The organism is Exiguobacterium alkaliphilum (genome assembly GCF_018138125.1).
Lineage (GTDB): Bacteria > Bacillota > Bacilli > Exiguobacteriales > Exiguobacteriaceae > Exiguobacterium > Exiguobacterium alkaliphilum.
In genome coordinates this window covers 387,342-412,500 of sequence record NZ_CP073101.1, presented here as the reverse complement: position 1 = coordinate 412,500, position 25,159 = coordinate 387,342, and the positions used below count along the sequence as shown (strand labels likewise).

The window sequence follows — 25,159 nt, the reverse complement described above, 5'->3', positions numbered from 1 at the left end:
GTTATCGAGTTCGTGTGCTTCATCATTCCCCGCTTCTTTCTCAAGCAACTGTGCTTCGAAACGCTCACGTTGATCGATCGGGTCGTTCAACTCCGTGAACGCGTTCGCGTGTTCACGACGGACGATGAACAACTCAAAGCGGTCCGTGAAGCGTGGGTCTTGATCATTCTTTTTCGCAAGTGGTGACACTTCGACCGGATGGCCAGTGACGAAAGTCGGTTGAAGCAACGTCTCTTCTACTTTTTGTTCAAAGAATTCATTGACGATATGACCGAACGTCATATGATCTTGAACTTCGACACCGTGCTCTTTCGCAAGTGCGCGTGCTTCTTCATCCGACATTTGTTGCCAGAAGTCGACACCTGTCTCCTCTTTCACCAAGTCGACCATGTGGGCACGTTTCCAACCGATTCCGAGATGAATCGTATCTTCACCGTACTGGACATCTGTCGTGCCTAGCACTTCTTTCGCGACGTGCGCAACCAATTCTTCCGTCAAATCCATGATGTCGTTATAATCCGCATATGCTTCATATAGCTCAATCATCGTGAACTCTGGGTTGTGACGTGTCGAGATTCCTTCGTTACGGAAGACGCGTCCGATTTCATAGACGCGCTCAAGTCCACCGACGATGAGGCGCTTCAAGTGGAGCTCAATCGCAATTCGCATATATAGTTCCATATCGAGTGCATTGTGATGCGTCAAGAACGGACGGGCCGCTGCACCACCGGCAATCGTATGAAGCATCGGCGTTTCCACTTCAAGGTAACCGCGTTGATTTAAGAAAGTACGGATTTCCGAGATGATTCGGCTACGCAAAATAAACGTCTGACGTGAATCATTGTTTGTGATTAAGTCGAGATAACGTTGGCGATAACGTTGTTCGACATCTTTAAGTCCGTGGTATTTATCCGGAAGCGGTCGCAACGCTTTCGTCAACAGTTCAAACGCTTCAACGTGAATCGACAATTCTCCCACGTTCGTTTTGAACAATTTCCCTTTCACACCGACGATGTCACCAAGGTCAGACGATTTAAACAAATCGAACGCCTCGTCACCGACATCATTCTTGCGAACATAAATTTGAATCTGGCCAGTGACGTCTTGGATGTGGGCAAAGAAGACTTTCCCTTTCCCACGCTTCGTCATGATTCGGCCAGCAAGCGTCACGTCGACAGCTTGTTCAGCGAGCGCTTCTTTCTCAATCGCCTCATATTGTTCGTGCAATTCACCGGCATGGGCCGAGCGTTCGAACCGCTGACCGAACGGGTCTAAGCCGCGTTCGCGCATTTCCGTCATCTTTTCAAAACGCACCTGCATTTGGTCGTTCATTTCCAACTCGTGACTCACTACTCCATTCACTCCTCTATACGTATTGGGTTTCTCTCTAATAAAAAACTGTCGACCCGATGGCCAACAGCACAGCCTGAGCCGTTCGCTCATTGCGTAGCGCTTTTTCGCCAAACAAGCTTACCATAAATCACTTTTTTACACTAGTTCACACTTCTTGCATCTGTCGTTCGAGTTGCTCGACGAAATGGTACAAAATGATCCCGAACGTATCACGTGATTCAGCCTCATTGATTTGCTTGCGAACCGGGCCGCTCCCTTTCAATCCTTTCAAGTACCAGGCCGCGTGTTGACGCATTTCCCGCACTGCCGTCAGCTCGCCTTTGATGGCAATCAATCGATCGAGGTGAAGCATGCATATATCAATCTTCTCCCGCGCTGCCGGTTCTGGCGGGAGTTCACCTGTCTCTAAATATTGAACCGTCTGGTAAAGCATCCACGGGTTCCCTAAAGCGGCCCGGCCGATCATGACGGCATCGACGCCGTAATGGTCGATCGCGTGTTTCGCTTCTTGCGGTGTCGAGATATCGCCATTCCCGATAATCGGAACGGTCGCAATCTTTTTCGCTTCGCCAATCCATTCCCAATTCGCCGTACCTTCATATTGTTGGGAACGGGTCCGCCCGTGGATCGCAATCGCCGAGGCGCCACCCGACTGGGCCGCTCGGACGTTATCGAGAATGTAGATGTGATCCTCGTCCCAACCGAGACGCATTTTGACGGTGACTGGTTTTTCGACCGCATTCGAGACGGCATTTACCATCTCATACACTTTCTCCGGGTCGAGTAACCACTTCGCGCCCGCCTCACACTTCGTCACTTTTGGGACCGGGCAACCCATGTTGATGTCGATAATGTCCGCATTCGTATTTTGGTCGACGTACCTCGCCGCCTGTACGAGCGTCTCTTTCGACCCGCCAAAGATTTGAAGACTGAGCGGTTTTTCTCGCTCATCGACGTACAGCATCCGTAGCGTCCGCGCGTTCTCTAACAAAATCCCTTTATCGCTCACCATCTCGGCACAGACGAGCCCGGCACCGAACTCTTTCGCGATGAGACGAAATGCCGGATTCGTGACGCCGGCCATCGGGGCGAGCACGGCCCGATTCTTAATGTCCACGTTTCCAATCTTAAAACCTGACATAGCTCCACTTCCTTTTATAGACGTTAAACCGATTCAACGAGCGACTGTAACGATTCAAGCCGGACTACATCGCGCCGTTCCGCTTCCGGTAGCGCGAGGAGCAGGTCGTGAACCGTCTGGCCTCTCACCACGAGCGTCGGAGCGATTTCCGCGAGCGGGGCGAGGACAAAAGCGCGTTCATGCATCCGCGGATGCGGTACAGACAAGTGCTTCGATTGTATATCTTCGCCGTTATAAACCAAGATGTCAAGGTCGATTGTACGGGGGCCGTTCTTAAAGAGACGTTCCCGCCCAAGCTGTCGCTCGATGTGTTGTAACCGGTCGAGGACGTCTTCGGCCGAACGTGCCGTGACGACTGCAACGACCATATTATAGAACGAAGGCTGGTCCGTATATCCGACCGGTGCCGTCTCATAGACGGACGACCGACTCGTGACACGAAGCCCTTCCGCCTCCATCGCTTCAATCGCCTCGTGTAAGTAACGGGCCCGCTCACCGATGTTTGAACCGAGTGCGATATACATCATCCGTTTCGCCTCCGCGTCATCTCGATGGCGACCGAGTCGTAGTGTCCCGGAATCGGCGGGTCCGGTTTGATCACTTTGACGGTCACGCTTTGAATCTTATCGCTGTGGGCGAGCACGGCTTGCGTGATCCGTTCGCCGAGCGTCTCGAGCAGGTTGACCGGTTCGCCCGAGACGATCGCTTCTGTCACTTGATACAAACCGGCGTAGCTGACCCCGTCATCTAAATCATCCGACAATCCGGCCGGTGCCAGGTCGAGTTCACACATCAAATCGATATTAAATCGCTGCCCGAGTCGATTTTCTTCTTCAAACACACCGTGATACCCGTAAAAGCGCATCCCGGTCACAAACATCTTATCCATGCTGTCCGCCTCCTAACATCACATCCATCATCTGCGCCGCCCGCTTATTCGCGCGCACGTCATGCACCCTTACCCAAGCGCAACCTTTCATAATGCCGAGACACGTCGTCGCAATCGTCCCTTCTAGACGTTCCTCGGTCGGTAAGTCGAGCGCCTGTCCGATAAACGACTTCCGGGACGTCCCGAGCAGAACCGGGTACCCGAGGTTCGTGATGACATCAAGCCGGTTCATCAGTTCAAGGTTCTGTGCATAGTCTTTCGCGAAACCGATGCCCGGGTCGAGCCAAATCAACTCGTCCGACAAACCTGCCTCGTGCGCGAGCTCAATCGATTCTTGAATGTCGCCGACGACTTCTTCGATGAAATGTCCGTAATTCCGATTGTCCCGGTTGTGCATCAAAATAATTGGGACGCCATACGCGTTGGCCACCTGCACCATCGAGCGGTCGCCCCATTTCGATCCCCAGACATCGTTGATGATATCCGCCCCGGCTTCGACGGCCGCTCGCGCGACTTCCGGCTTGTACGTGTCAATCGAAACCAACACGTCGAGCTCTGCTTTTAACCGGCGAATGACCGGGACGACCCGTTCAATCTCTTCTTCAGCTGATACGAACTGCGCCCCTGGCCGTGTCGACTCGCCGCCGACATCAATCGCATCGGCCCCATCCTCGACGAGTTGCCTCGCATGCGCAATCGCATCGTCAAGCACCGTATAGCGGCCACCATCCGAGAATGAATCCGGTGTCACATTCAAAATCCCCATCACGTTCGTCATGTCGCACCCTCCTTTTCAATCGTCTTCAATACACGTTGCCACACCTCCGTGAAGCGCGCTCCTTCTTTACCAGGGAAACGACGGCCAGAAAAATCGGTCACCGGCGCAATTTGTTGAATCGAGTTCGTCAGCCAAATCTCTTCGGCCTCGGCCAACTCTTCAAACGTGACAGCCCGCTCCGATACGTCAAACGTCTCCATCACCCATTTTCGGGTCACACCGGCGAGCGCGCCCGATGAGAGCGGAGTCGTAAAGAGACGACCGTCCCGTTCCGTCCAAAATACGTTCGAGACGAGCCCTTCTACGACGCTTCCACTCTCATCCGCAAACAACCCTTCGGCCTCACGGTCAATCAAGGCACGTTTCCCGAGAATATTGTTCATATAATGATGCGACTTCAAACGAAACGCGGCTTCAGGCCGGCTTCGCGGAAACGGTAACGCCTCGAGCCGTTTTTCAACTGGCGTAAACGCCTCAGCGAGCGGCTTGACGAGGAGCGTCACGTTCGGCCGCCCATACCGTCCGTCGTGAAGCCCGAGTGGTGCGACGCCCGCCGATACGTTGAGGCGAATGTAAAGGTTTGGGGCATCGTTTTGTCGAACGACGTCTTGAATCGCTTGTTCGATGTCTCGCTTTCGATAAGGCAAGTCGATCCACAGCGCGTCTAAACTGTCAGTGAGTCTCTCCCAATGCGCATCGAACAAGAACGGCTTCCCGTCAAACGTCCGAAACGTTTCAAACAACCCCATTCCGTACAGGAAACCGTGATCGGACACGGGGATGCATACTTCATCGCTTCCACGTAACTCGCCGTTATGCCATAGCCACATGACGATACACCTCGATAAAGTTTCGAATCATCTCTTTGCCATGCTCCGTCAAAATCGCCTCCGGATGATATTGCACCCCTTCAATCGGCAACGTCTTGTGGCGGAGCGCCATAATCTCACCTTCCCGCGTCTCGGCCGTCACGTCGAGACAGTCCGGGAGCGACGCACGGTCAACGGCGAGCGAATGATATCGCGTGACGACCGTATCTTGGGGGACGTCTTGAAAGAGCGTCTTGCCGTCATGCCGAATGTTCGACGTCTTCCCGTGCATGAGCCGCTCGGCATGGACGACTTCGCCACCGAACGCTTGCGCGATCGCTTGATGACCGAGGCAGACGCCAAGAATCGGAACTTTCCCGGCAAACGTACGAATCGCCTCCACACTGATGCCGGCCTCATTCGGGGTACATGGTCCCGGCGAGATGACGAGATAGCTCGGAGCCAGCGCCTCGATTTCCTCGAGCGTGATGTCGTCGTTCCGGCGGACGACGAGTTGTTCGCCGAGCTCACCGAAATATTGCACCAAGTTATATGTGAATGAATCATAGTTGTCGATGAGTAAAATCATGTTGTCTCCTCCGCTTTCGCTTTCGCCGCCCAGAGCGCTTTCGCCTTTGACAACGATTCTTCATATTCGGCGACCGGGTCCGAGTCGATGACGATGCCCGCGCCGGCTTGAACGTGTGCCACCCCGTCTTTGACGACCATCGTCCGAATCGTAATGTTGAAGACGAGGTCGTCGGCCCAACTGAGCCAACCGTACGAGCCGGTATAAATGCCGCGCCGAACCGGTTCGAGTTCCTCGATAATCTCCATCGTCCGAATTTTCGGCGCCCCTGTAATCGTTCCGCCCGGGAACATCGCCCCGAGCGCTTCAGCACCGGAAACATCGTCCCGAATCAGACCGCGGACGTTTGAGACGATATGTTGGACGTGCGAGTACTTTTCGATGACCATCAACTCGTCGACGTGGACGGTGCCGTACGCCGCCACTTTCCCAAGATCGTTTCGTTCCAAATCGACGAGCATGACATGTTCGGCCCGCTCTTTCTCGTTATCTAACAGCGTTCGGGCCAGTTCCATGTCTTCCGCCTCGTCACGTCCCCGCGGCCGCGTCCCGGCGATCGGGCGTGTCGAGATGGCAGAACCGTGCTTCTCAATTAACAGCTCGGGCGACGCCGATACCATCGTCAAAAAATCGTCTTTGAAGTAACCCATATACGGTGACGGGTTCATCTCACGAAGCGTGTCATAGACGTGGCGCGGGTCGGCGAGGAGCGGCTCGGATTGTCTGACGCTCAAGTTGACTTGGAACACGTCGCCTTCCACGATATATGCTTGAATCGTCTGCACCGCCGCGACGAACTGTGCTTGCGATAGGGACCGCGCCCGCTCCACGTCACGATCGGCGACGGGTGCGAAAGCGTAATGTGTCTCCGTCTGCCAAAGTGCCGCGAACCGATCGAGCTTTGCCTCGACGTTTCCTTCTGCCGTGACCATGACGTACAAGAGCGACTCGTCTTCATCGAAGACGGCCACTTCATCGAACAACAAGAACGAAACGTCCGGCGTCGCCAAGTCATCGGCCGCTTCACGTGGCAACCGCTCGAGCGTCCGCGCGACGTCATAGCTCACATAGCCGATCATGCCGCCAAAGAACGGGGGTGCCCCGTCCGGACGTTCGACCGCATAACGCGAACGGACCGCTTCGACGATGTCGAGCGGGCGACCGTTTAACGTTTCAAGCCCTGCTTCCGTCTTCAACGTCCCGATGTGATCTTTCACGTGAAGCGTCCCGAACGGCTCGACGCCCGCCATCGTGTACCGACCGGCCCGGCCGCTCTCGAGCCACGCATGGTGGGACTTCCCTTCCGTCAACGTTAAGTATGTGTCGTACATCTTCTGTTTTGTCATATGGATTGTTTTGAACGCTGTCGTCCGCACATCCGATTCCCCCGTTCCTCTAGTTCATGCCTCTAATTGTACACAAGAAAAGGCAGTTCCCGAAAGAAGTTGTCTTCTAGGAACTGCCTCATACATTATGAACGGACACTGTCCGATTCTTCGTCGAATTGGTAGAGCGGCGTGCTCAAGTAGCGTTCTCCGTTTGATGGGATGATCGCAAGCACGTTTTTGCCTTTGCCAAGTTGTTTCGCCGTATCGACCGCTGCTGCGATGGCCGCGCCTGACGAGATGCCACCGAGGACCCCGTTCGTCCGTGCCGCGAGTCGAGCGTATTCGAACGCTTGGTCCGTCGTGATTTGCAGGACACCTTCATAAATCTCCGTATCGAGAATCGATGGGACGAACCCTGCGCCGATGCCTTGGATTTTATGCGGCCCCGGCTTTCCGCCTGAAAGGACCGGCGAATCAACAGGTTCAACTGCCAAGATTTTCACGTCCGGATATTTCGCCTTCAACACTTTACCGGCACCTGTAATCGTGCCACCCGTTCCAACACCAGCGATGAACGCATCGACGTCCAATCCTGAGGCCTCGAACGCGTCGACAATCTCAGGTCCCGTCGTCATCTCGTGGACGTTTGGGTTGGCCGCATTGTTGAATTGTTGAGGCAGGAAGTATCCGTTCACTTCCGCTTCTTCGGTCGCGCGACGAATCGCGCCGCCCATTCCTTCAGGACCTGGCGTCAAGATGAGCTCCGCACCGTAACCGCGAAGCAAGTTGCGACGCTCCATGCTCATCGTCTCCGGCATGACGAGAATCGCTTTATACCCTTTCGCCGCGCTAACCATCGCAAGCCCGATCCCCGTGTTTCCACTTGTCGGTTCGATGATGGTGTCGCCTGGCTTCAAGATGCCTTCTTTTTCAGCTGCCTCGATCATCGCGAGCGCGATTCGATCTTTTACGCTTGAGCCTGGGTTCATATACTCTAACTTCATATAAACCGCTGCGTCTTCTGGACCGGTCAGTCCGTTCAATTTTACAATCGGTGTCTTCCCAATCAAGTCTGTCACTGAATCTACGATACGCATGTTACTTCCTCCTCATAATTCCGACTATTCCGATAATGTAATCATACCCTATCGAATTGAAAATATGCAATTTGGAACGAAGCCGTTTAACGCGCTTGTTGTTTCATTGCCTCGAGCTGTTCTGCCGAGAAGTGATACTTTTCACCACAGAAGTGACAAACCGCTTCCGCGCCGCCGTCTTCTTCAATCATTTGACGAATCTCTTCGGCGCCGAGCCCGATAATCGCACTTTCCATGCGGTCACGGCTACACGTGCAGTTAAATTGGACCGGTTTTTGGTCAAGTAGTTCTAGACTATCGCCAAGAAGCATCTCGAGCATCTCTTCCGGTGTCTTTTCTTCTCCGATTAACACCGATACCGGCGGGAACGTCTTCAATGCGGTTTCGAGTTTTTGAATCGTCTCTTCTGACGCGTTTGGCATCAATTGAACGATGATGCCACCTGCTGCGAGAATCGACTCGTCTTCAGGAAGAACGAGAACGCCGGCACCGACGACTGACGGCACTTGTTCCGAAGTGGCGAAGTAGTACGTGAAGTCTTCACTGATTTCACCCGTTTGAATTTCAGATGACCCACCGACGTAATCTTTTAAACCGAGGTCTTTAATGACCGAAATTGTCCCACGTCCGACCGCTTCGCCGACTTTGAGCTTTGTAAGGCCATGGTCGTTGACGAACGTGCCACCTTCGACACGCGGATGCGAGACGTATCCACGCACGTCGCCTGCCGTATCCGCGTCAACGATAATCTTTCCGATTGGGCCATCCCCCTCGACTTTAAGGGTGACACGCGCCGCCCCTTTTTGCATCGCCCCGATCATTGTCCCAATCGTCATCGTTCGACCGAGGGCTGCTGAAGCGACCGGTGTCGTCTGATGACGGAGTTGTGTTTCAAAAATCGTCTTTGTCGTGCGGACGGCAAAGGCACGGACCTCACCATTGAACCCGAGGGCACGGACGAGGTAATCGGCTTTCATTTGGTCAAGTAATGCTTGTTGTTCTGGTTGAATCATATCGTGTAACTCCTTTGTATTCATTTCTGGTTGCGTTCATAAATGAGGCGAAGCCCATCAAGCGTCAAGAACGAATCGACGACATCGATGGTTTCCGCATGTTCGCTAATCAATCGGGCGAGTCCACCCGTCGCGATGACGGTTGCTTCCCCGACTTCGCGCTTGATACGGCTGACGATGCCATCGACTTGGGCGACGTACCCGTAGTACGTCCCGGACTGCATCGCTTGAATCGTGTTTTTTCCGACGACGGTCGGCGGGGTCGCGAGTTCGATGCGCGGCAACTTCGCCGCACGTTGATAGAGCGCCTCGACCGAGATCATAATACCCGGCGAGATAATACCGCCGTGATAACGCCGGTTCGCATCGATATAACAATACGTCGTCGCCGTCCCGAAGTCGACGATGATGAGCGGCCCGTCATATTTGGCAATTCCGGCGACCGCATTGACGATGCGGTCTGCACCGACTTCACGCGGATTGTCGACGTGAATATCGAGACCTGTCTTTACGCCAGGACCCACGACGATTGGACGGACGTTGAAGTAGCGTTGCGACATCTGTTCGAGCGGAAAGATGACCGGCGGGACGACAGACGAGAGAATGACGCCATCGATTTGGTCAAACGAGACGTTCGTATGGTCAAACAATGACTTAACGAGCATCCCGTACTCATCGGTCGTTTTCGTGCGGTCCGTCGAGATGCGCCAATGGTGGACGAGCGTCTCACCGTCATACATCCCAAGAACAATATTTGTATTCCCAACATCAATCACTAAAATCATGATAGCGTTCCTCACTTTGTTGTCAATTACAGTTCGCTCGAATTATAACACGAAAAAAGACGAATGCCTCATGAAGGGCATTCGTCTCTAACACTTACCGTGAATCGTTGTTCGGCCGTTCTGTCGGTGTCGCTTCAGGCTTATCGCCTTCTGGGACGACATCCGGCTTCACTTCTTGAACAGACTCGGGTTGATCGATGACTTGTCCGTGCTTGACGGCCGCCTCATCTTTTTTCGCCTCGTCTGAATCGTTCGTTTCATCGGTCGGTTCTGCCGGCTCGTGCGGGAGGTACTCGCGTGTCTCAATCAAGTGACGAATTTGCTTCGAGTCGAGTGTTTCGACTTCAAGAAGCGTCTTCGCAACGAGTTCGAGATCAGCGCGACGATCCGTCAACACTTGCTTCGCTTTCGCGTAGCAACGGTTGATGATTTCACGAATCTCGAGATCGATTTCTTGCGCGATGGCATCCGAGTAGTTTTGTTCCGTTTGGAAATCACGGCCTAAGAACACTTGACCGCCATGGTTCGAACCGAGCTGGAGCGGTCCGAGCTTGTCGCTCATCCCGTAATCCATGACCATCTTCCGTGCGATTCCAGTCGCGCGTTGGAAGTCATTGCTCGCACCCGTCGATACTTCACCGAAAATGATATCTTCGGCGACACGACCACCGAGGAGTCCGACGATCTTGTCTTCAAGCTCAGGTTTTGTCATGAAGTAACGGTCTTCTTTCGGAAGCATGACGACGTAACCGCCCGCGTTTCCGCGTGGGACAATCGTCACTTTATGCACTTCATCGGCGTTCTCAAGTTCAATTCCGATAATCGTATGACCTGCCTCGTGGTAAGCGACGATGTTTCGTTCTTTCTCCGAGATGACGCGACTCTTCTTCGAAGGGCCAGCGATGACACGGTCAATCGCCTCTTCCACATCGACAATCGAAACAGCCGCACGGTTCGAGCGGGCTGCAACGAGTGCTGCCTCGTTGAGTAAGTTCTCCAAGTCCGCACCTGAGAAACCAGGTGTCCGCTGCGCGATCGACTTCAAGTCGACCGTCGAGTCGAGCGGCTTGTTGCGTGCGTGGACTTTCAACACTTCTTCACGGCCTTTGACGTCAGGGCGATCGACCGTGATTTGACGGTCAAAACGTCCCGGACGGAGAAGGGCCGGGTCAAGAATGTCCGGACGGTTCGTCGCGGCAATCATGATGATGCCTTCGTTATCACTGAATCCATCCATCTCAACAAGAAGTTGGTTAAGCGTCTGTTCACGCTCATCGTGGCCGCCACCTAAACCGGCACCACGTTGACGTCCGACCGCGTCAATCTCATCAATGAAGATGATACACGGTGCGTTTTTCTTCGCATTCTCGAACAAGTCACGGACACGTGATGCCCCGACCCCGACAAACATCTCAACGAAATCAGAACCTGAAATCGAGAAGAATGGTACGCCGGCTTCACCCGCCGCTGCACGAGCGAGGAGTGTCTTACCTGTCCCTGGAGGACCGACAAGAAGGACACCTTTTGGAATCCGTGCGCCTAGTTTCGAGAACTTGCGCGGGTCTTTCAAGAACTCAACGACTTCAATCAGTTCTTGCTTCTCTTCGTCCGCTCCGGCAACGTCCTTGAACGTCACACGGCGCTTCTCTTGGTCGTATAGTTTCGCCTTCGATTTCCCGAAGTTCATCACACGACCGCCACCGCCGCCACCTTGGGCTTGGTTGAGCAAGAAGAAGAACAAGATGAAGATGATGATGAACGGTAAGATCGCAAATACGATACTGAACCAGTTCCCGCTCGACTCCGCTTCTTCGACACTAATGTTCGTATTCGCACGAAGTGACGAGAGTACTTCGGCATATTCGGCCTCGTTGGCCGGGATGTTCGTTTCAAAACGCTGGTCGTCATCTCCTGTTAAATCACCTGTAATCGAGATGGCACCCGGAATTTCTTGCACGGTCGCCGTTTCAATCCGACCTTCTTCCACATATTCCAAGAACTCCGAGTACGTGAGCGTCTCGCTCTGGCTACTCGGGTTTTGTAAATATTGAAGGAACAAGATCAAGGCTAGGAAAATCACACCGAAAACTAAGGTGTTTTTCACTGCACGATTCATTCTCTGCCTCCTATTCCGAGAAACGATGTTCTCGCCCATTCAGTATATGTGTATACTTTGGGTATTTCTTTTATCTTACCACGTCACATTTTCAAAAGAAAAACGTTAGCCCCCGTAAACGCTCGGCTTGAGCACACCGACGTAAGGGAGGTTGCGATATTTCTCTTCATAGTCGAGACCGTAGCCGACAACGAATTCGTGCGGGATAACGAAACCGCTATAATCTGCGGACAGTCCGTTTTTACGGCCTGTCGGCTTGTCGAGTAACGTGACGATCTTCACCGACTTGGCTTTACGATACTTAAGGAGGTCGACGAGATAGGCGAGCGTGAGCCCGCTATCAATGATATCTTCTACAATCAAGATGTCACGACCTTCTACAGACGTATTTAAATCTTTCTCAATTTTCACTTCACCTGTCGATGACGTCCCGCCGTGGTACGTCGATACGTCCATGAAGTCCATCTCAAGATGAATGTCCATCTCTTTGACGAGGTCCGACATGAACGGCATCGCGCCTTTCAATACACAGACGAGAAGCGGGAACTCTTCTTTATATTCTTCGCTGAGCGTTGTCGCGAGTTCTTTCACTTTTACTTGAATCTGTTCGCTCGAAATGAGCACCTTTTCCATATCGTTCTTTAATGACATCTTAAAATCCTCCTCTTTCTAATCCGACACAATCATCATTTTACCATTAATCGTGGGTATCTCGCATCCGACTTCTCCGGAAAATCGGAAACTCTTATTCCTACTATAGCGATAATCCGATCGCTTGCGTCAACTAATAACGGGATGAGCGCCCGTTTTTCCCGCGGGACTTTTGCATCTATTAAAACGCGGGCGACTTTCTTCGTCCCGACCGAGAGGCTGATTCGGTCACCAGGGCGCGGGGCGCGAACGTATAAGGGCCACTCGAGTGCATCGAGCGGGAAACCGCGACCACCATCCGTCACCTCGAGCGAAACGACGTGTTCACCAAACGTCACGCGTTCCGGGAGCGTCTCGACTCGTTGCGGCGACGGGATTGACAGTCGCCCCCGTTCCGTCAGAGCGAGGCTACCGTCACGCTTCTCTAAACGAAAATCCCCGCCCACATCGTAAACACCCGTCCCTCGCTTACTTCGCATAAGTCGCGTCATGCCTTCCGCTACCTGTACCCCAAAACGCTGCGATAAAAGCCGGCCGAGCACATGCCGCTCTTCTTCCGACAAGGTCGCAAGCGTCGCAAGTTTCACATGAAACGCTTTCATTTCAAACCGGATGTGACGCGCCATCCAGTCGGCCATGGCCGCATACCGCCGCTGCCAAATTTCACGGTTCAGACGCGCCGCTGTGCATACGTCTTGCACAAGCGTCGGCCATTCAGCTTGTAGCTTCGGAATGATCAGATGACGCATTTCATTGCGTAAATAATCGGTCTTCGCGTTCGTGGCATCTTCCCGCCATTCCAAGTTGTGGTGCTCCGCATACTCGATGAGCCGTTGTTTCGTCTCGTCTAACAACGGTCGGACGAGTGTTCCGCTACCGAACGGGCGACGTTCCGGGATGCCCGTCACTTCGATGACGTTACGGTGTAACTGAATGAGCACCGTCTCGACGACATCGTCGGCGTGATGGGCCGTCATCAACTCCCGATAGCCATGTTCACGCATGACCGTCTCGAAAAAGGCGTAGCGCGCTTCCCGAAAAGCGGATTGCGAGGCGGCTTCAAGTTCCAATCGCGTGCCGTGAAACGGGACGCCGTACGCGCACGCGAGTCGTTCCACGAATCGATATTCTTCATCGGATGCACGGCGCTGCCCGTGATGGACGTGAGCGACGCCCACGGCGATGCCTTTTGCAACCATCTGATGAAGCAAGACGATCGAATCGACGCCGCCCGAAACGGCAAGCAAGACGTTCGGCATGTCTATCCCTCCTCGAGATAACAAAAAAAGCCACCTCAGATGAGATGACTTGTTCGCTTAGGTAAGTGACCCGTACGGGATTCGAACCCGTGTTACCGCCGTGAAAGGGCGGTGTCTTAACCGCTTGACCAACGGGCCTAAATAAAATGGTAGCGGCGGAGGGAGTCGAACCCACGACCTCACGGGTATGAACCGTACGCTCTAGCCAGCTGAGCTACACCGCCATGTTATTGTTGTGTCCTAAGCACATTTTCTATAATAACCAGTCACCACATTTGTGTCAATTCTTTTTTAAAAGTTTTTTATAAAAAGAATCGTGCATAGTGTCGTCTTTCCCACTATACACGATTTCCTGTTCATTTTACATCATGCTTCTGCTGTCACGCCTCGATATTTTTTCTTCCACGCAATTCTAAAATAACTCCATAGAAGTCCAAAACAAGCAAGTGAGGCGAAGGCTAGATAAGTTGTTGCCGACTGTAAATATTGAATGCCGTCATTCGAGAGAATCTCTTTGTATCCCGCGACCGTATATGTCATCGGCAAGAGCGTGTTAAATGGTTGAAGTGCGCTTGGAATCAACTCAAGCGGGAACGTTCCGGCCGACGTCGTCAATTGCAAAATGAGCAAGACGATGGCGACGAAACGACCTGGGTTGCCAAGTGTCGTCACGAGTAATTGCACGATTAATAAAAACGTGATGCTAACGAGCCAACTGAATCCGAAGAAGCGAAGCGGCGCTTCCACCTCTAGACCAAGGAGTTGAATCATCGCGACGTTCAAGACGAGCGCTTGCACGAATCCAACGACAACGAGCACTCCGGATTTAGAAAGGAGCCAAGATAGACTGCGCTTCGGTTTCCCGGCTGGATCGTATAACGGATATACAATCGACAACAATAGCGCTCCGACGAAAAGACCGAGTGACATGAAGTACGGCGCAAAACCAGTCCCATAGTTCGGTACTTTATGAATCGACTCATTGACAATCGTGACCGGTCCGGCCATCATATCGACGTTCTCGTCTCCAAGCTCGATGGACGCCTGCTCCGCACCTTCGGCCAATGCGTCACGTAGCGTGACATTTCCCGATTCCAGTTCAGACAAGCCGTCTCTCAATTCACTGCTTCCTGACGCGACCGTCTTCCCGCCATCGGCGAGTTGCATTGCCCCATCAGTCAGCGTGCGTGTACCAGTCTCTGCGTCTTTCGCACCGGCGGCGAGTTTTTTACTTCCTTCTATCAACGTGCCCGTCGCTTCCGTCAAACGTGTGCTACCAGAAGCCAATTCAGACGTTCCATCTCTCAACTGCCCTACACCCGCGTTCAACGCCGTGCTCGCTGATGCGAGCTCGTTCGAACTTGCGGCGGCTACTTTCGCTCCTTGCTCGAGTTGGGATGAACCAGTGGCGAGCGCCGTCGCCCCGTCACTCAATTTGGCTTGTCCTTGATCAAGGGTAACTAGACCAGAAGCAAGTTCATTCGCCCCCGCTTCCGCTTTCGTCAAACCGGCATCGAGTGCGGTTTGCCCGTCTCGAATGCGGCTTGCTCCTAAAGCGAGCTCATCAAATCCTGCTGCTGTCGCCTGATTCCCTTCCGCAAGTCGATTGACGACTTGTTGAAGCACTTCTGGCGGGATCGGTTGACCGGATTCTGCCAACGTCGAAAGTTGTTGCATCAATGCGTCTTGGCTAGCGAGTAATGTTGTTTTCATTTGACCGATGCCGTCAATTAGTTCGGTTTCTCCTGCCAAGAGTGCGGCGTTGCCTTGTTTGGCATTCGATATTCCATTCGCCAACTCACTAGATCCAGAGACGAGCTGTGCGCTACCAGCTTTCGCTTGGTTGAGTCCTGCGGCTAAATCTTGCATCCCTTCGTCAAGTGACGTGGTACCCGCATGCAATTCTGCTAATTTTGACGCGAACGTGGTCGTCCCTTCGACGAGTCGATTCGTCCCGTCTGAGAGGGCGGACGCTCCTTCGTCCACACGTCGTGCCCCGTCTGAGAGGGCCGCACTTCCTTCATACACTTGTTGACTTCCATCCGCCAAGTCGGTCGAACCGGTTGCAAGTTGGGACACACCCTCACCTAACTGCCCTGCTCCGTCTGCCAACTCTTGTTGTTTCGAAGCGAGAAGTGCAGTGCCATCGGCAAGTTCAGTCGCACCTTTCTCGGCCGTCTTGGATCCGTCGGCGAGTTTAGCTGCCCCATCTGCCGCATCTTCAAGACCAGCTGCTGCATCTTGGATGCCATCTCGCATGGCGCTGACGTACTGTTTGGCGACCTCGGTCGATAACTCCCCTTTTACTTGCTCCATCGCCGAGCCGCCGATTTGAGCCGCTAGAAAATTATATGACTCATTCGCAATATATTTGAGCTCGAGCTGTTCAGGATTGTCCTCGAGTGCTGTCGTCGCTTTTTTTGAAAAATCTTTCGGGATTTCAATCGCCATGTAATAATCATGGTCGTTTAATCCCGATTCAGCCTCAGCTCGAGTCGTCTCGATAAAATCAAACGCCTCCGAGGTCAGAAGCTTATCGACGAGTTCATCTCCGACGGCGAGTGATGTGCCGTCGAACGTCGCCCCTTCGTCCTCGTTGACAATTGCGACAGGGAGATCCTTCATCTGACCATACGGATCCCAAAACGCCCATAAAAACATGCCCGCGTACATGAGCGGTACGAGTGCCACCGCCAAAATCGGAATCAAGACGCGAGGGTTTTTCGCGATGTTCCGCCACTCCGCTTTCCAAAGTTTCCATCCATTCATTTGTTTCTCCACCTTCACTTATAAAACATAACTATTTTTTCATGTTTCCTATTTTGCTCGCTCTTCATGAAAAAATCAACCCTTTTTAGTTATCTTTCATAACTTTAAACTAAAAAAACCACAGACGATGTTCGTCTGTGGTTCGTGCCTCTCCTACAGGAAGAGCTTGTATGGTGAGTAGAAGCGAATGGTGTTACGAAGGGTTACCCGCGCTTGGCGCCACGTCCACCGCGTTTTGAGTCGGTTTGACGTTTCAACGTTGTGAGACGCTCATCGCTATCTTTCAAGAACTTGCTCATCAACGTGTCAAACGTCTCTGGCTCGCGTCGCACTTCACGACGGCCGCCACCGCCGCCACGTGGACCGCCACCACGTGGGCCACCGCCGCCGCGTGGACCGCCTTGGCCTTGGCCCGGGCCGCCTGGACGTGGACCGCGTGAGAAACGTTCGCCAGCCGGACGCTCAGGGCGTTCGCTCACAGGGCGATCGACCGCTTTCTTGATGGACAACCCGATTTTGCCATCGTTTTCGACGTTCAAGATTTTGACTGTGACTTCCTGGCCGACTGTGAGGACTTCGTTGATGTCTTTGACGTAAGAATCCGCCACTTCACTGATGTGGACCAAACCTGTCTTCCCGTTTGGAAGTTCTACGAACGCTCCGAAATGCGTAATCCCTGTAACCTTGCCTTGTACCTTGCTTCCTACTTCAATTGACATAAAATAATGTACTCCTTTTTTGATTGATTCCCTACAATTATACGAGTCGTTTCGTCAACGGTCAACGAACCGACTTATTCCTCTGGGGAGAAGTAAAAAATAATCTCGCCATCTTTCGAGAACAACAGCTCGTTGCGCGCGAGGTTGGCGATATATTCTTCGTCTTGTAAACGTTCGACCTGCTCCTTCAATTCCGCTTGCTCACCTTTCACTTCGGTCAACTCGATTTGCGCCTCATTTTGCTTTCGCTCTTGTTCCGAGACGTAACCGACTTTCGAGAAGTAACTTTGACCGATGAGCACGATCATCAACAAAAAGAGAAGGGAGGCCGCAGCCAGGCGGCGTCGAAGATGGATACGTCGCCGGCTCTGTTCTTTTTCCAGCTGTTCTCTCCGTTCGTCGAGAGCCCGAATTCGCTGTTTTCGCTCTGTCGGGGTACGTCCATTCATCGAATCACCTTCCTCCTGTCCTGATACGTTCAGTATACTTTTTTTTACGCTTCCGTACCACTGTTCACCTTTTCTTCTTTGATCAGGCGATACATTTCTTTCGCGTCTTCTTTACGGGCATGTTCTGCAATCGAATCGATCACGACCGTGACAAGCTTGTTCCCGAAACGGATTTTCAGCTCGTCTCCGACTTTGACGTCCGTGCTCGCTTTCGCGACTTGTCCGTTCAGTTCGATACGACCTTGATCCGCTACTTCTTTGGCCAACGTCCGGCGCTTGATTAACCGGGACACTTTCAAAAATTTATCCAACCTCATAGTCCTTGCTCCTTCGCTTCGTTCCAGAGTCGGTCCATCTGTTCGAGCGTCATGTCCTCGACGGACCCGTTCGCCTCGATGTATTCAAACCGTCTCTTGAATTTTTGATTCGTTCGTTCGAGTGCTTGCTCGGCGTTCAACTTATAGTATCTGGCGACGTTGACGATGGAGAACAACACATCACCTAACTCCGTCTCGTCTTCCGGGCGTTCTTTCCACTCGCGCACTTCTTCTTCGAGTTTCGCGAACGCACCGCTCACATCGTCCCATTCGAACCCGACGTGGGCGGCTTTCTTCTGCAGCTGTTCGGCTCGCATCAATCCCGGTTGTGTCATGAGCACACCGTCTAGTTGCGATTTTCTCTTTTCCCCTTTTTCGGTCTGTTTAATCGCATTCCAGTTCGAAATGACATCATCGGCGTCAGCGACCGTCACATCCCCGAAGACGTGCGGGTGTCGCCTCACCATTTTCTCACTGATTGACCCGATGACGTCCCGGATATCGAAATAGCCGTCATCGGCACCGATTTGGGCGTGCAGCATGACTTGGAGTAACACGTCGCCGAGCTCTTCGATGATGGCGTCATCGTCTTGTTCGTCAATCGCTTCAATCAACTCGTACGCTTCCTCGAGCAAATACTTACGAAGCGACTCATGCGTCTGCTTCCGGTCCCACGGACATCCGTTTGGACCTCGGAGTGTCGCGATGATGTGGTGAAGCGTCGCAAACTCGCGAGCTAAATACGCTTCATCGGTCAACGGCGGCACGTAGAGCGTCGTCAAGTTGTCGACTTCGGCGACCCGATCCATCTCATAGAGCGGCACTTCTCGAATCTGCTCGTGTTTCGTCCCGGCTGCCGTGACGAGCTTCACGACGTGTTCATCGGGATAGCGTTCCATCAATTGAACTTTCACGTCCCCGGCGACGAAGCCGTCGTACACTTGTCCGATGAGGACGTGTTGCGTCACTTGCAACCGTTCGATATCGAGCGCGGTCGCATCGAGCAACTGGAAGCCATTAATCGGATCGATGCGAAGCGCCTGAAACATCGCGTCCAGAAAGCTCTGTCCACCGAGAAACGTGACATCCGCGCCTCGTTCAACGAGCAACTCGACCGTCCGTTCGGCTACGAACGGATGACCCGGGACAGCATACGTAATAGCGAGCTCGTCACTTTTCTCGATGAGAGATGCGACGATTTGTTCGTAGACGTCTTCAAACGTTTCCGACGTCTCGTAGACCGAATCGAACGACTCGAAGTGCATTCCTTCCGCCTCGAGTTCGTCGACGACCGGATGGTTCCTTGTCCGTAACCAGACGAGCGGCTGTCGTTTCAAATGACGATATACGCCGAGCGGCAGTTGTTCAAGTTCGCCGGACCCGAGTCCGACGACGGTAATTCCAAAGCTCATATCAGTTCTCCTTTTTATCCATCAAATTGACGAAACGGTTGCCGAGCGGAATCATCTCCCACTCTCCGATTGAGAGGACGCGCTCGCGCCAAAGCCGCCACGCGTATAGGCCGGCCCCGATCAACACCATCCCCCCGAGCCAGACGAAGGCATCGAGGCGGTGCGTCATCCGATCGAGCGCGAGCACGTTCAAACCGAAGAGGACAAGACCCATCGGCGTGACCGTTTTGACGAGTAATCCATAATGTTTGAAGCGTAGCATGCCGAGCGGGATGACTCGGTCGAGCCGATTAAAGTTAAAGGCGGCCATCCCTAAAAAGGCGACAGACGTCCCAATGGCCGCCCCTTCAATCCCGTAGTTTGGAACGAGCATGAGATTGACCACGAGTTTCATTCCAATCGCGACAAGCATCCCGAACGCGGCCGTCCGCTCCCGGTCAATCGCCTGCAGACACGTCATGCTCGCGACGGCGAGGGACGCGGCGAACGTACTCGTCGAAAGGAGGACGAGCGCGAACGTCCCGTCCGCATTCTCGAACAACGCCACGTTCAGCGGGAGCATCACACCCATGAGTCCAATCGTTGCCGCGGCCGCGACAGCGGTCGTCACCCGAATCATCGAGCGAAGACCGCTCGCCGTCGCTTCAATCTGCCGGGCCCGGTAATGTCGTACAAGGCTCGGCACGTTTGCCATCCCGAGCGCGGTCGTGAACAGAATCGCGAATTGGACGAGCGGATAACCACGGTCGAACACGCCTTTACTCACTTTCGCCTCGAAATCGCCCCCCATCAAGTTGACGATCGTGAACGAGTCGACGAGTTGCATCCATAGAATGCCGAGTGAGGCGAAGCCGACCGCAAACCCAGTCGTCACGATGACACGAAATGCGGCCTGGAGCGTCACCTTTTGGACCGGGACGAGCCGTAGTCGCAAGCCTTTCGCCCACACGCTGAGGACGACGATTGCTACGATTCCGCCGACGAGCGTCGCCGCGTAAGCGTAGCGGCTCAAGGCGTAAGCATCGAGTCCGAGGTGCACGCCGATGACGAGTACGACAAGTAGGACCGTGACGCGTACGAGGTTCTCTAGCACTTGCGACAAGGCACTCGGTTTTAAGTCGTCAATCGATTGGAATGATCCTCTCAGCACTGCGAGCGCCGGCATGAGCAAATAACTCAGGCTGATCACACGAAGTGTCGAGGAGAGGTTTGGGTCGCCGAGCCAGCCCGCAAGGAGCGGCGCGAGCGACCACATCCCCATGACAAGTACGACGGCGAGTCCGAGCAAAATATAAAAGCTCCCCCACAACACTTCGAGTTTCCGCTTCGGCCCGTTCGCCCCGACACCAATCTTTGCGATGACGACGGGCATCGCGTACATGCCGAGCGATGCGACGATTGCTGCGAACGGATAGACCGTCTGATAAGCATACAAACCGAAGTCTCCCGCAATGTTCTGGTACGGGACACGATACGCGAAGCTGATGACTTTCGTGATATAGCCCGCGAGAGCGAACAAGACGACGCCTGTCGCAAACTTACTTGACGGCCGCATGCGCCAACCTCTTCGTCAACTCTTCGAGGACCGTATCGGCATCATTCAACAGTTCGACAACCGGCATGCGTCCGCTAAGCGACAGCTTGAGTGCACCGTTGTCTTGACCGACGCCGAGTTTACGGCCGAGCGGCATCGTCCACTCCATGAAGGATGGGACGTCAAGCGCTGTCGTCGACTCCATCGTCAAGACGATCTCGACGCGGCCTGGCACTTGTTTAATCCGCGCTACTCGCGCCATCTCGCCGTAAATCCGAAGGCGTGTCAATTGAATCAATAGCGCGACCGGTTCCGGGAACTCCCCGAACCGCTCAATCAACTCGTCTTGGAGCGCGAACAACGCTTCCGGTGTATCGACGTATTTGAAACGTTTATACATCTCGATTTTCAGTTCGCTATCCGACAAGTAATCGTCCGGGATGTACGCATCGGCTTGGAACGAGATTTCTGGTTTAAAGACGACTTGTTTGGCCTGTCCGCGCATGCGGTCCTTCCGCTCTTCGATCGCTTCAGACAACATTTGCGAGTACAAGTCGAAACCGACCGAGTCAATGAATCCGGACTGTTGAGCCCCGAGCAGGTTACCGGCACCGCGAATCGACAAGTCACGCATCGCGATCTTGAAGCCGCTTCCGAGCTCGGTAAATTCTTTAATCGCCTGTAATCGGCTCTCTGCCACTTCCGTCAACCGTTTGTCTTTCCGGTACGTGAAGTATGCGTAGGCAATCCGATTTGAACGTCCGACACGGCCGCGGAGCTGATACAGTTGCGACAGCCCCATCTTATCCGCATCGTGGACGATGAGCGTGTTGACGTTCGGGATGTCGATGCCCGTCTCGATAATCGTCGTCGAGACGAGAATATCGGCCTCGCCTTCTAAGAAACTGATGAGCTGACTTTCAAGCTCTGTCTCGGTCATCCGTCCGTGCGCTGTCGCGATGCGCGCTTCCGGCAAGAGTGCCCGAATCTCTTCGGCTTTGCGCTCGATGCCTTCGACACGGTTATAGAGGAAGAACGCTTGACCACCTCGGGCGAGTTCGCGCTCGAGCGCCTCACGGAGCACAATCCCATCGTACTCCATGACGTACGTCTGGACGGGGTAGCGGTTCTCCGGCGGTGTCTCGAGTACGGATAAGTCGCGAATGCCGATCATTGACATGTGGAGCGTCCGTGGAATCGGGGTCGCCGTCAGCGTCAACACGTCGATGTTCGTCTTCAACTGTTTGAGCCGCTCTTTATGCTTCACTCCGAAACGTTGCTCTTCATCGATGATGACGAGGCCGAGGTCAGCGAACGTGACGTCTTTTGACAAGACACGGTGCGTCCCGACGACGACATCAATCGTCCCTTCTTTCAAGCCTTTCTTCGTCGCTGCCATCTCGCTCTTCGAACGGAAACGGCTCATGACCGAGACGTTAATCGGAAACTCGCTGAACCGTTCGAGCATCGTCTCGTAATGTTGCTGGGCGAGGACGGTCGTCGGTACGAGGAAGGCGACTTGCTTCCCAGCGAGGACCGCTTTGAACGCAGCTCGAATCGCCACTTCCGTCTTCCCGTATCCGACGTCCCCACAAAGAAGGCGGTCCATCGGGCGCGAACGCTCCATGTCCGCTTTGATTTCCGCGATCGAGCGGACTTGGTCTTCGGTCTCGGCATATGGGAACGACGACTCGAACTGGCTCATCTCTTCGTCATCGCCCGGGAACGCATAACCGACGGACGCTTCCCGCGCCGCATAAAGTTTAATCAACTCGTCGGCGATATCTTCGACTGATTTCGCGACTTTTGATTTTACTTTCTTCCACTCCGTGCCACCGAGCTTATAAATTTTTGGCTCTTTGCCTTCGGCGCCGACGTACTTTTGGACGAGGTCGATCTGGTCGACCGGTACATACAACGCATCATCGCCGGCATAGACGAGATGCAAGTAGTCCTGGTGAATGCCGCCGACTTCGATCGTCTTAATCCCGAGGTACTTCCCAATCCCATGGTGAATATGGACGACGTGGTCGTTCGGTTTCAGCTCTTGGTAACTCTTGATTCGTTCGGCGTTCGTCAAATTCTTCGTCTGACGTTTTCGCTTCGCCACCCGCTTGAACAGTTCTTCTTCCGAGACGACGACGAGTCGGCTCGTCGAGAGTTCGAACCCACCTTCGATTTGACCGATCATGACGTGGGCGTGACGTGGTAACAGTTCCCCGTCCACGTTCGTAAACGTAGAAGGGATGCCGTAATCTTCAAGTAGCGTCGCGACTTTGTCCGCCCGGTCCTTGTCTCCGGCGAGGAAGACGATGCGGTGGTCACTTTGCTGCCAACGCTCGACTTCTTGCTTCAACAAATGCATCTGGCCATGGAACGCCGGAAGTGGGCGACAACTGAGGTGAACCGTGTTCGCCTCCGGGATGCCCGAACGGCGTGACGGCAATAGCGAGAAGGCGACTTGTTTCAAGTCACGGAACACTTTATGCATCGGCACGGCGAGCGTATAGTTGGAGACCGACTCTCCCCGTTCGATTAACGACGAGAACCATTCGGCTTCTTCACGGTCTTGCACATCGGCCGCATCTTCGATTCGCGCGACTTCGTCTAAAATGAGCACCGCTTCCGCACCGACGTAATCGAGGAGCGTCGCTTTATAGAGGAGCGGCGTGAATTTCCCGATTTGACTCGGCACGTCCCCTCGCCGAAGCGTCTCAATGTCACCGGCAATCCCGTCTTCAAGCGCCTGACGAATCGTCTCCGTTTCGATGAGCGACAACGTCCGCTCATATTGTCGATTTAACGCGTCTCCAGCTTTTTTCAATTGATCCGCCGACGCCACGAACTCCGTCGCTGGTGGGATGACGGCTTCTTTTGCCACACCGAGCGAACGCTGTGTCTCGGCGTCGAACGTGAAGACCGAATCTACTTCCGTATCGAATAAGTCGATACGGAACGGTCGGGCCTCCGTCAGCGGATAGACATCGAGGATGCTACCACGGACCGAGAATTCACCCGGTGCCGTCACGGTCGCGGTCCGTTCATAACCGAGTGTGACAAGTCGTTCCGCGAACGGCTTCAACTCTAACTCTTGTCCTGGTCGAATGACGTGATGACTCGCTTGCCAATCGTCCGGGCTTGGGATGAAACGACGCAAGCCGCCGAGCGGCACGACAACGACGCCTCCTTGTTCATGAAGGAGACGCGTCCTGGCCTCGATTCGGGCCGCTAAAAGCTCTGGGCTCGACGTTAACGACAGTTCGCCCGCGAGCGTCTCATCGATTGGATAGAGCAACGCTTTGTCCGGTCCAATCAACGCCTCGAGTTGGTCGTACATTTTTTGGGCCTGATACATGTTGTGGGTGACGACGACGAGACGTCGTGACGTCTCCTTGGCGAGCCCCGCCAAAACGAGCGCCTTCGCACTCGTCGTCAATCCCGTCACGAGCTGACGGTCCAGTTTCGGCAACCTGTCACGAATGGTTTTCGTTTCAGGCAACGCCACCATAAATCTCTCTAGAGCGTTCATTTGTTTTCCTCCACCTCATACGACAAAAAAGGGTACGGCGACCCTTTAGTTATATCGATTCATGAGCGCGATCCATTCGGTATCCACGAAATCGGTTGCCGCGGATACGGCTTGATCGAGCGTATCATTCAATTCTGGCATGTCTTCTTTTCGATAATTCATGAGCACCCAGTCGACGACTTTCACCGGATGGGGCGGACGACCGATGCCGAGCTTCAAGCGTTTAAAGTCTTGCGTGCCCAGGTGCTGAATCAACGACTTGATTCCGTTATGGCCTCCCGCGCTCCCTTTCGGACGGAACCGTAGTTTGCCGGGTACCATGTCGAGGTCGTCATAGATGACGAGCAAGTCGTCGAGGTCAATCTTATAATAGTCTAAAATCGGACGAACCGACTCACCCGATAAATTCATGTACGTGAGCGGCTTGACGAGCACGACACGTTCTCCATTGATTCTTCCCGTTCCCATGAGCGCCTTAAACTTCGCTTCATCCAATTGAATCCCGTGTTTCTCAGCGAGACGGTCAATCGCCAAAAAGCCAACGTTGTGACGGGTCATCTCATATTTTTTGCCTGGATTCCCAAGGCCGACGATGCATTTCATCCGTTTCCTCCTGAACAAA

At 53.6% G+C, this 25,159-nt stretch carries 22 protein-coding genes and 2 tRNA genes (1 of these 24 running past the window's edge); all 24 read right to left on the bottom strand.

The features are described from left to right. Positions 1 to 1,350, bottom strand: the 5' portion of a protein-coding gene (lysS, locus tag KB235_RS02150; protein ID WP_034803763.1) for a lysine--tRNA ligase. 141 nt of this gene lie to the left of the window's left edge; 1,350 of the gene's 1,491 nt are visible here — the first part of the coding sequence; it begins with the start codon at positions 1,348 to 1,350; the stop codon falls past the left edge of the window. Positions 1,351 to 1,498: 148 nt separating this feature from the next. Beyond that, on the bottom strand, positions 1,499 to 2,494 hold the full coding sequence (gene dusB, locus KB235_RS02145; protein ID WP_034803760.1) for a tRNA dihydrouridine synthase DusB: 996 nt from the start codon (positions 2,492 to 2,494) through the stop codon (positions 1,499 to 1,501). A gap of 23 nt (positions 2,495 to 2,517) precedes the next feature. Beyond that, the gene (gene folK / locus KB235_RS02140; RefSeq protein WP_034803757.1) at positions 2,518 to 3,021 is read right to left on the bottom strand and encodes a 2-amino-4-hydroxy-6-hydroxymethyldihydropteridine diphosphokinase; all 504 of its coding nucleotides are present in this window, start codon (positions 3,019 to 3,021) and stop codon (positions 2,518 to 2,520) included. After that, the gene (gene folB, locus KB235_RS02135) at positions 3,018 to 3,383 is read right to left on the bottom strand and encodes a dihydroneopterin aldolase (RefSeq protein ID WP_211780259.1); all 366 of its coding nucleotides are present in this window, start codon (positions 3,381 to 3,383) and stop codon (positions 3,018 to 3,020) included. The genes folK and folB overlap by 4 nt, the downstream gene beginning before the upstream one ends. Next, positions 3,376 to 4,161, bottom strand: coding sequence for a dihydropteroate synthase (folP, locus tag KB235_RS02130; protein ID WP_034817153.1), 786 nt, complete (start codon positions 4,159 to 4,161; stop codon positions 3,376 to 3,378). Before folP ends, folB begins: the two co-directional genes overlap by 8 nt. After that, positions 4,158 to 4,991, bottom strand: coding sequence for an aminotransferase class IV (locus tag KB235_RS02125; protein WP_211780258.1), 834 nt, complete (start codon positions 4,989 to 4,991; stop codon positions 4,158 to 4,160). The genes folP and KB235_RS02125 overlap by 4 nt, the downstream gene beginning before the upstream one ends. Beyond that, on the bottom strand, positions 4,975 to 5,559 hold the full coding sequence (gene pabA / locus KB235_RS02120; protein WP_034803748.1) for an aminodeoxychorismate/anthranilate synthase component II: 585 nt from the start codon (positions 5,557 to 5,559) through the stop codon (positions 4,975 to 4,977). The genes KB235_RS02125 and pabA overlap by 17 nt, the downstream gene beginning before the upstream one ends. Further along, positions 5,556 to 6,905, bottom strand: coding sequence for an anthranilate synthase component I family protein (locus KB235_RS02115; protein ID WP_051690339.1), 1,350 nt, complete (start codon positions 6,903 to 6,905; stop codon positions 5,556 to 5,558). The genes pabA and KB235_RS02115 overlap by 4 nt, the downstream gene beginning before the upstream one ends. A gap of 125 nt (positions 6,906 to 7,030) precedes the next feature. Further along, positions 7,031 to 7,984: a cysteine synthase A gene (gene cysK / locus KB235_RS02110; protein WP_211780257.1), complete on the bottom strand. Its 954-nt coding sequence runs from the start codon at positions 7,982 to 7,984 to the stop codon at positions 7,031 to 7,033. 86 nt (positions 7,985 to 8,070) lie between these two features. Further along, a complete protein-coding gene (gene hslO, locus KB235_RS02105) occupies positions 8,071 to 8,997 on the bottom strand; it encodes an Hsp33 family molecular chaperone HslO (protein WP_051622478.1) in 927 nt (308 codons plus the stop codon). A 20-nt stretch (positions 8,998 to 9,017) separates the two neighbouring features. After that, positions 9,018 to 9,782, bottom strand: coding sequence for a type III pantothenate kinase (locus tag KB235_RS02100; protein ID WP_211780256.1), 765 nt, complete (start codon positions 9,780 to 9,782; stop codon positions 9,018 to 9,020). Positions 9,783 to 9,876: 94 nt separating this feature from the next. Then, entirely contained in the window at positions 9,877 to 11,898 is a 2,022-nt protein-coding gene (gene ftsH, locus KB235_RS02095) for an ATP-dependent zinc metalloprotease FtsH (RefSeq protein ID WP_211780255.1), read from the bottom strand. A gap of 105 nt (positions 11,899 to 12,003) precedes the next feature. Then, positions 12,004 to 12,549: a hypoxanthine phosphoribosyltransferase gene (gene hpt / locus KB235_RS02090; protein ID WP_211780254.1), complete on the bottom strand. Its 546-nt coding sequence runs from the start codon at positions 12,547 to 12,549 to the stop codon at positions 12,004 to 12,006. 35 nt (positions 12,550 to 12,584) lie between these two features. Next, positions 12,585 to 13,808: a tRNA lysidine(34) synthetase TilS gene (gene tilS / locus KB235_RS02085; RefSeq protein ID WP_211780253.1), complete on the bottom strand. Its 1,224-nt coding sequence runs from the start codon at positions 13,806 to 13,808 to the stop codon at positions 12,585 to 12,587. 66 nt (positions 13,809 to 13,874) lie between these two features. After that, positions 13,875 to 13,946 (bottom strand) — tRNA-Glu (locus KB235_RS02080). A 9-nt stretch (positions 13,947 to 13,955) separates the two neighbouring features. Next, positions 13,956 to 14,032, bottom strand: a tRNA-Met gene (locus KB235_RS02075). A gap of 142 nt (positions 14,033 to 14,174) precedes the next feature. After that, positions 14,175 to 16,577 (bottom strand): YhgE/Pip domain-containing protein, encoded by a 2,403-nt coding sequence (locus KB235_RS02070; protein ID WP_211780252.1) that lies wholly within the window; start codon positions 16,575 to 16,577, stop codon positions 14,175 to 14,177. A gap of 203 nt (positions 16,578 to 16,780) precedes the next feature. Continuing rightward, positions 16,781 to 17,296 carry a S1 domain-containing RNA-binding protein gene (locus KB235_RS02065; RefSeq protein WP_034817164.1) on the bottom strand — a complete coding sequence of 172 codons (516 nt, stop codon included), beginning with the start codon at positions 17,294 to 17,296 and terminating at the stop codon, positions 16,781 to 16,783. Between the two features lie 74 nt (positions 17,297 to 17,370). Then, positions 17,371 to 17,745 (bottom strand): FtsB family cell division protein, encoded by a 375-nt coding sequence (locus tag KB235_RS02060; RefSeq protein WP_034817166.1) that lies wholly within the window; start codon positions 17,743 to 17,745, stop codon positions 17,371 to 17,373. Between the two features lie 44 nt (positions 17,746 to 17,789). Further along, positions 17,790 to 18,062 carry an RNA-binding S4 domain-containing protein gene (locus tag KB235_RS02055; protein ID WP_211780251.1) on the bottom strand — a complete coding sequence of 91 codons (273 nt, stop codon included), beginning with the start codon at positions 18,060 to 18,062 and terminating at the stop codon, positions 17,790 to 17,792. Next, a complete protein-coding gene (gene yabN / locus KB235_RS02050) occupies positions 18,059 to 19,474 on the bottom strand; it encodes a bifunctional methyltransferase/pyrophosphohydrolase YabN (RefSeq protein WP_211780250.1) in 1,416 nt (471 codons plus the stop codon). Before yabN ends, KB235_RS02055 begins: the two co-directional genes overlap by 4 nt. Before the next feature lies 1 nt (position 19,475). Beyond that, positions 19,476 to 21,029, bottom strand: coding sequence for an oligosaccharide flippase family protein (locus KB235_RS02045; RefSeq protein WP_211780249.1), 1,554 nt, complete (start codon positions 21,027 to 21,029; stop codon positions 19,476 to 19,478). After that, positions 21,013 to 24,537, bottom strand: a complete 3,525-nt coding sequence (gene mfd / locus KB235_RS02040) for a transcription-repair coupling factor (RefSeq protein ID WP_211780248.1) — start codon at positions 24,535 to 24,537, stop codon at positions 21,013 to 21,015. Before mfd ends, KB235_RS02045 begins: the two co-directional genes overlap by 17 nt. A 45-nt stretch (positions 24,538 to 24,582) precedes the next feature. Further along, positions 24,583 to 25,140: an aminoacyl-tRNA hydrolase gene (gene pth / locus KB235_RS02035; protein ID WP_034803713.1), complete on the bottom strand. Its 558-nt coding sequence runs from the start codon at positions 25,138 to 25,140 to the stop codon at positions 24,583 to 24,585. Positions 25,141 to 25,159: the final 19 nt, after the last annotated feature.

Bases quoted from the DNA above. Each gene is read 5' to 3' on its own strand.
- dusB (WP_034803760.1), bottom strand. From the start codon at position 2,494: ATGTCAGGTTTTAAGATTGGAAACGTGGACATTAAGAATCGGGCCGTG.
- folK (WP_034803757.1), bottom strand. From the start codon at position 3,021: ATGATGTATATCGCACTCGGTTCAAACATCGGTGAGCGGGCCCGTTAC.
- folB (WP_211780259.1), bottom strand. From the start codon at position 3,383: ATGGATAAGATGTTTGTGACCGGGATGCGCTTTTACGGGTATCACGGT.
- folP (WP_034817153.1), bottom strand. From the start codon at position 4,161: ATGACGAACGTGATGGGGATTTTGAATGTGACACCGGATTCATTCTCG.
- KB235_RS02125 (WP_211780258.1), bottom strand. From the start codon at position 4,991: ATGTGGCTATGGCATAACGGCGAGTTACGTGGAAGCGATGAAGTATGC.
- pabA (WP_034803748.1), bottom strand. From the start codon at position 5,559: ATGATTTTACTCATCGACAACTATGATTCATTCACATATAACTTGGTG.
- KB235_RS02115 (WP_051690339.1), bottom strand. From the start codon at position 6,905: ATGACAAAACAGAAGATGTACGACACATACTTAACGTTGACGGAAGGG.
- cysK (WP_211780257.1), bottom strand. From the start codon at position 7,984: ATGCGTATCGTAGATTCAGTGACAGACTTGATTGGGAAGACACCGATT.
- hslO (WP_051622478.1), bottom strand. From the start codon at position 8,997: ATGATTCAACCAGAACAACAAGCATTACTTGACCAAATGAAAGCCGAT.
- KB235_RS02100 (WP_211780256.1), bottom strand. From the start codon at position 9,782: ATGATTTTAGTGATTGATGTTGGGAATACAAATATTGTTCTTGGGATG.
- ftsH (WP_211780255.1), bottom strand. From the start codon at position 11,898: ATGAATCGTGCAGTGAAAAACACCTTAGTTTTCGGTGTGATTTTCCTA.
- hpt (WP_211780254.1), bottom strand. From the start codon at position 12,549: ATGTCATTAAAGAACGATATGGAAAAGGTGCTCATTTCGAGCGAACAG.
- tilS (WP_211780253.1), bottom strand. From the start codon at position 13,808: ATGCCGAACGTCTTGCTTGCCGTTTCGGGCGGCGTCGATTCGATCGTC.
- KB235_RS02070 (WP_211780252.1), bottom strand. From the start codon at position 16,577: ATGAATGGATGGAAACTTTGGAAAGCGGAGTGGCGGAACATCGCGAAA.
- KB235_RS02065 (WP_034817164.1), bottom strand. From the start codon at position 17,296: ATGTCAATTGAAGTAGGAAGCAAGGTACAAGGCAAGGTTACAGGGATT.
- KB235_RS02060 (WP_034817166.1), bottom strand. From the start codon at position 17,745: ATGAATGGACGTACCCCGACAGAGCGAAAACAGCGAATTCGGGCTCTC.
- KB235_RS02055 (WP_211780251.1), bottom strand. From the start codon at position 18,062: ATGAGGTTGGATAAATTTTTGAAAGTGTCCCGGTTAATCAAGCGCCGG.
- yabN (WP_211780250.1), bottom strand. From the start codon at position 19,474: ATGAGCTTTGGAATTACCGTCGTCGGACTCGGGTCCGGCGAACTTGAA.
- KB235_RS02045 (WP_211780249.1), bottom strand. From the start codon at position 21,029: ATGCGGCCGTCAAGTAAGTTTGCGACAGGCGTCGTCTTGTTCGCTCTC.
- mfd (WP_211780248.1), bottom strand. From the start codon at position 24,537: ATGAACGCTCTAGAGAGATTTATGGTGGCGTTGCCTGAAACGAAAACC.
- pth (WP_034803713.1), bottom strand. From the start codon at position 25,140: ATGAAATGCATCGTCGGCCTTGGGAATCCAGGCAAAAAATATGAGATG.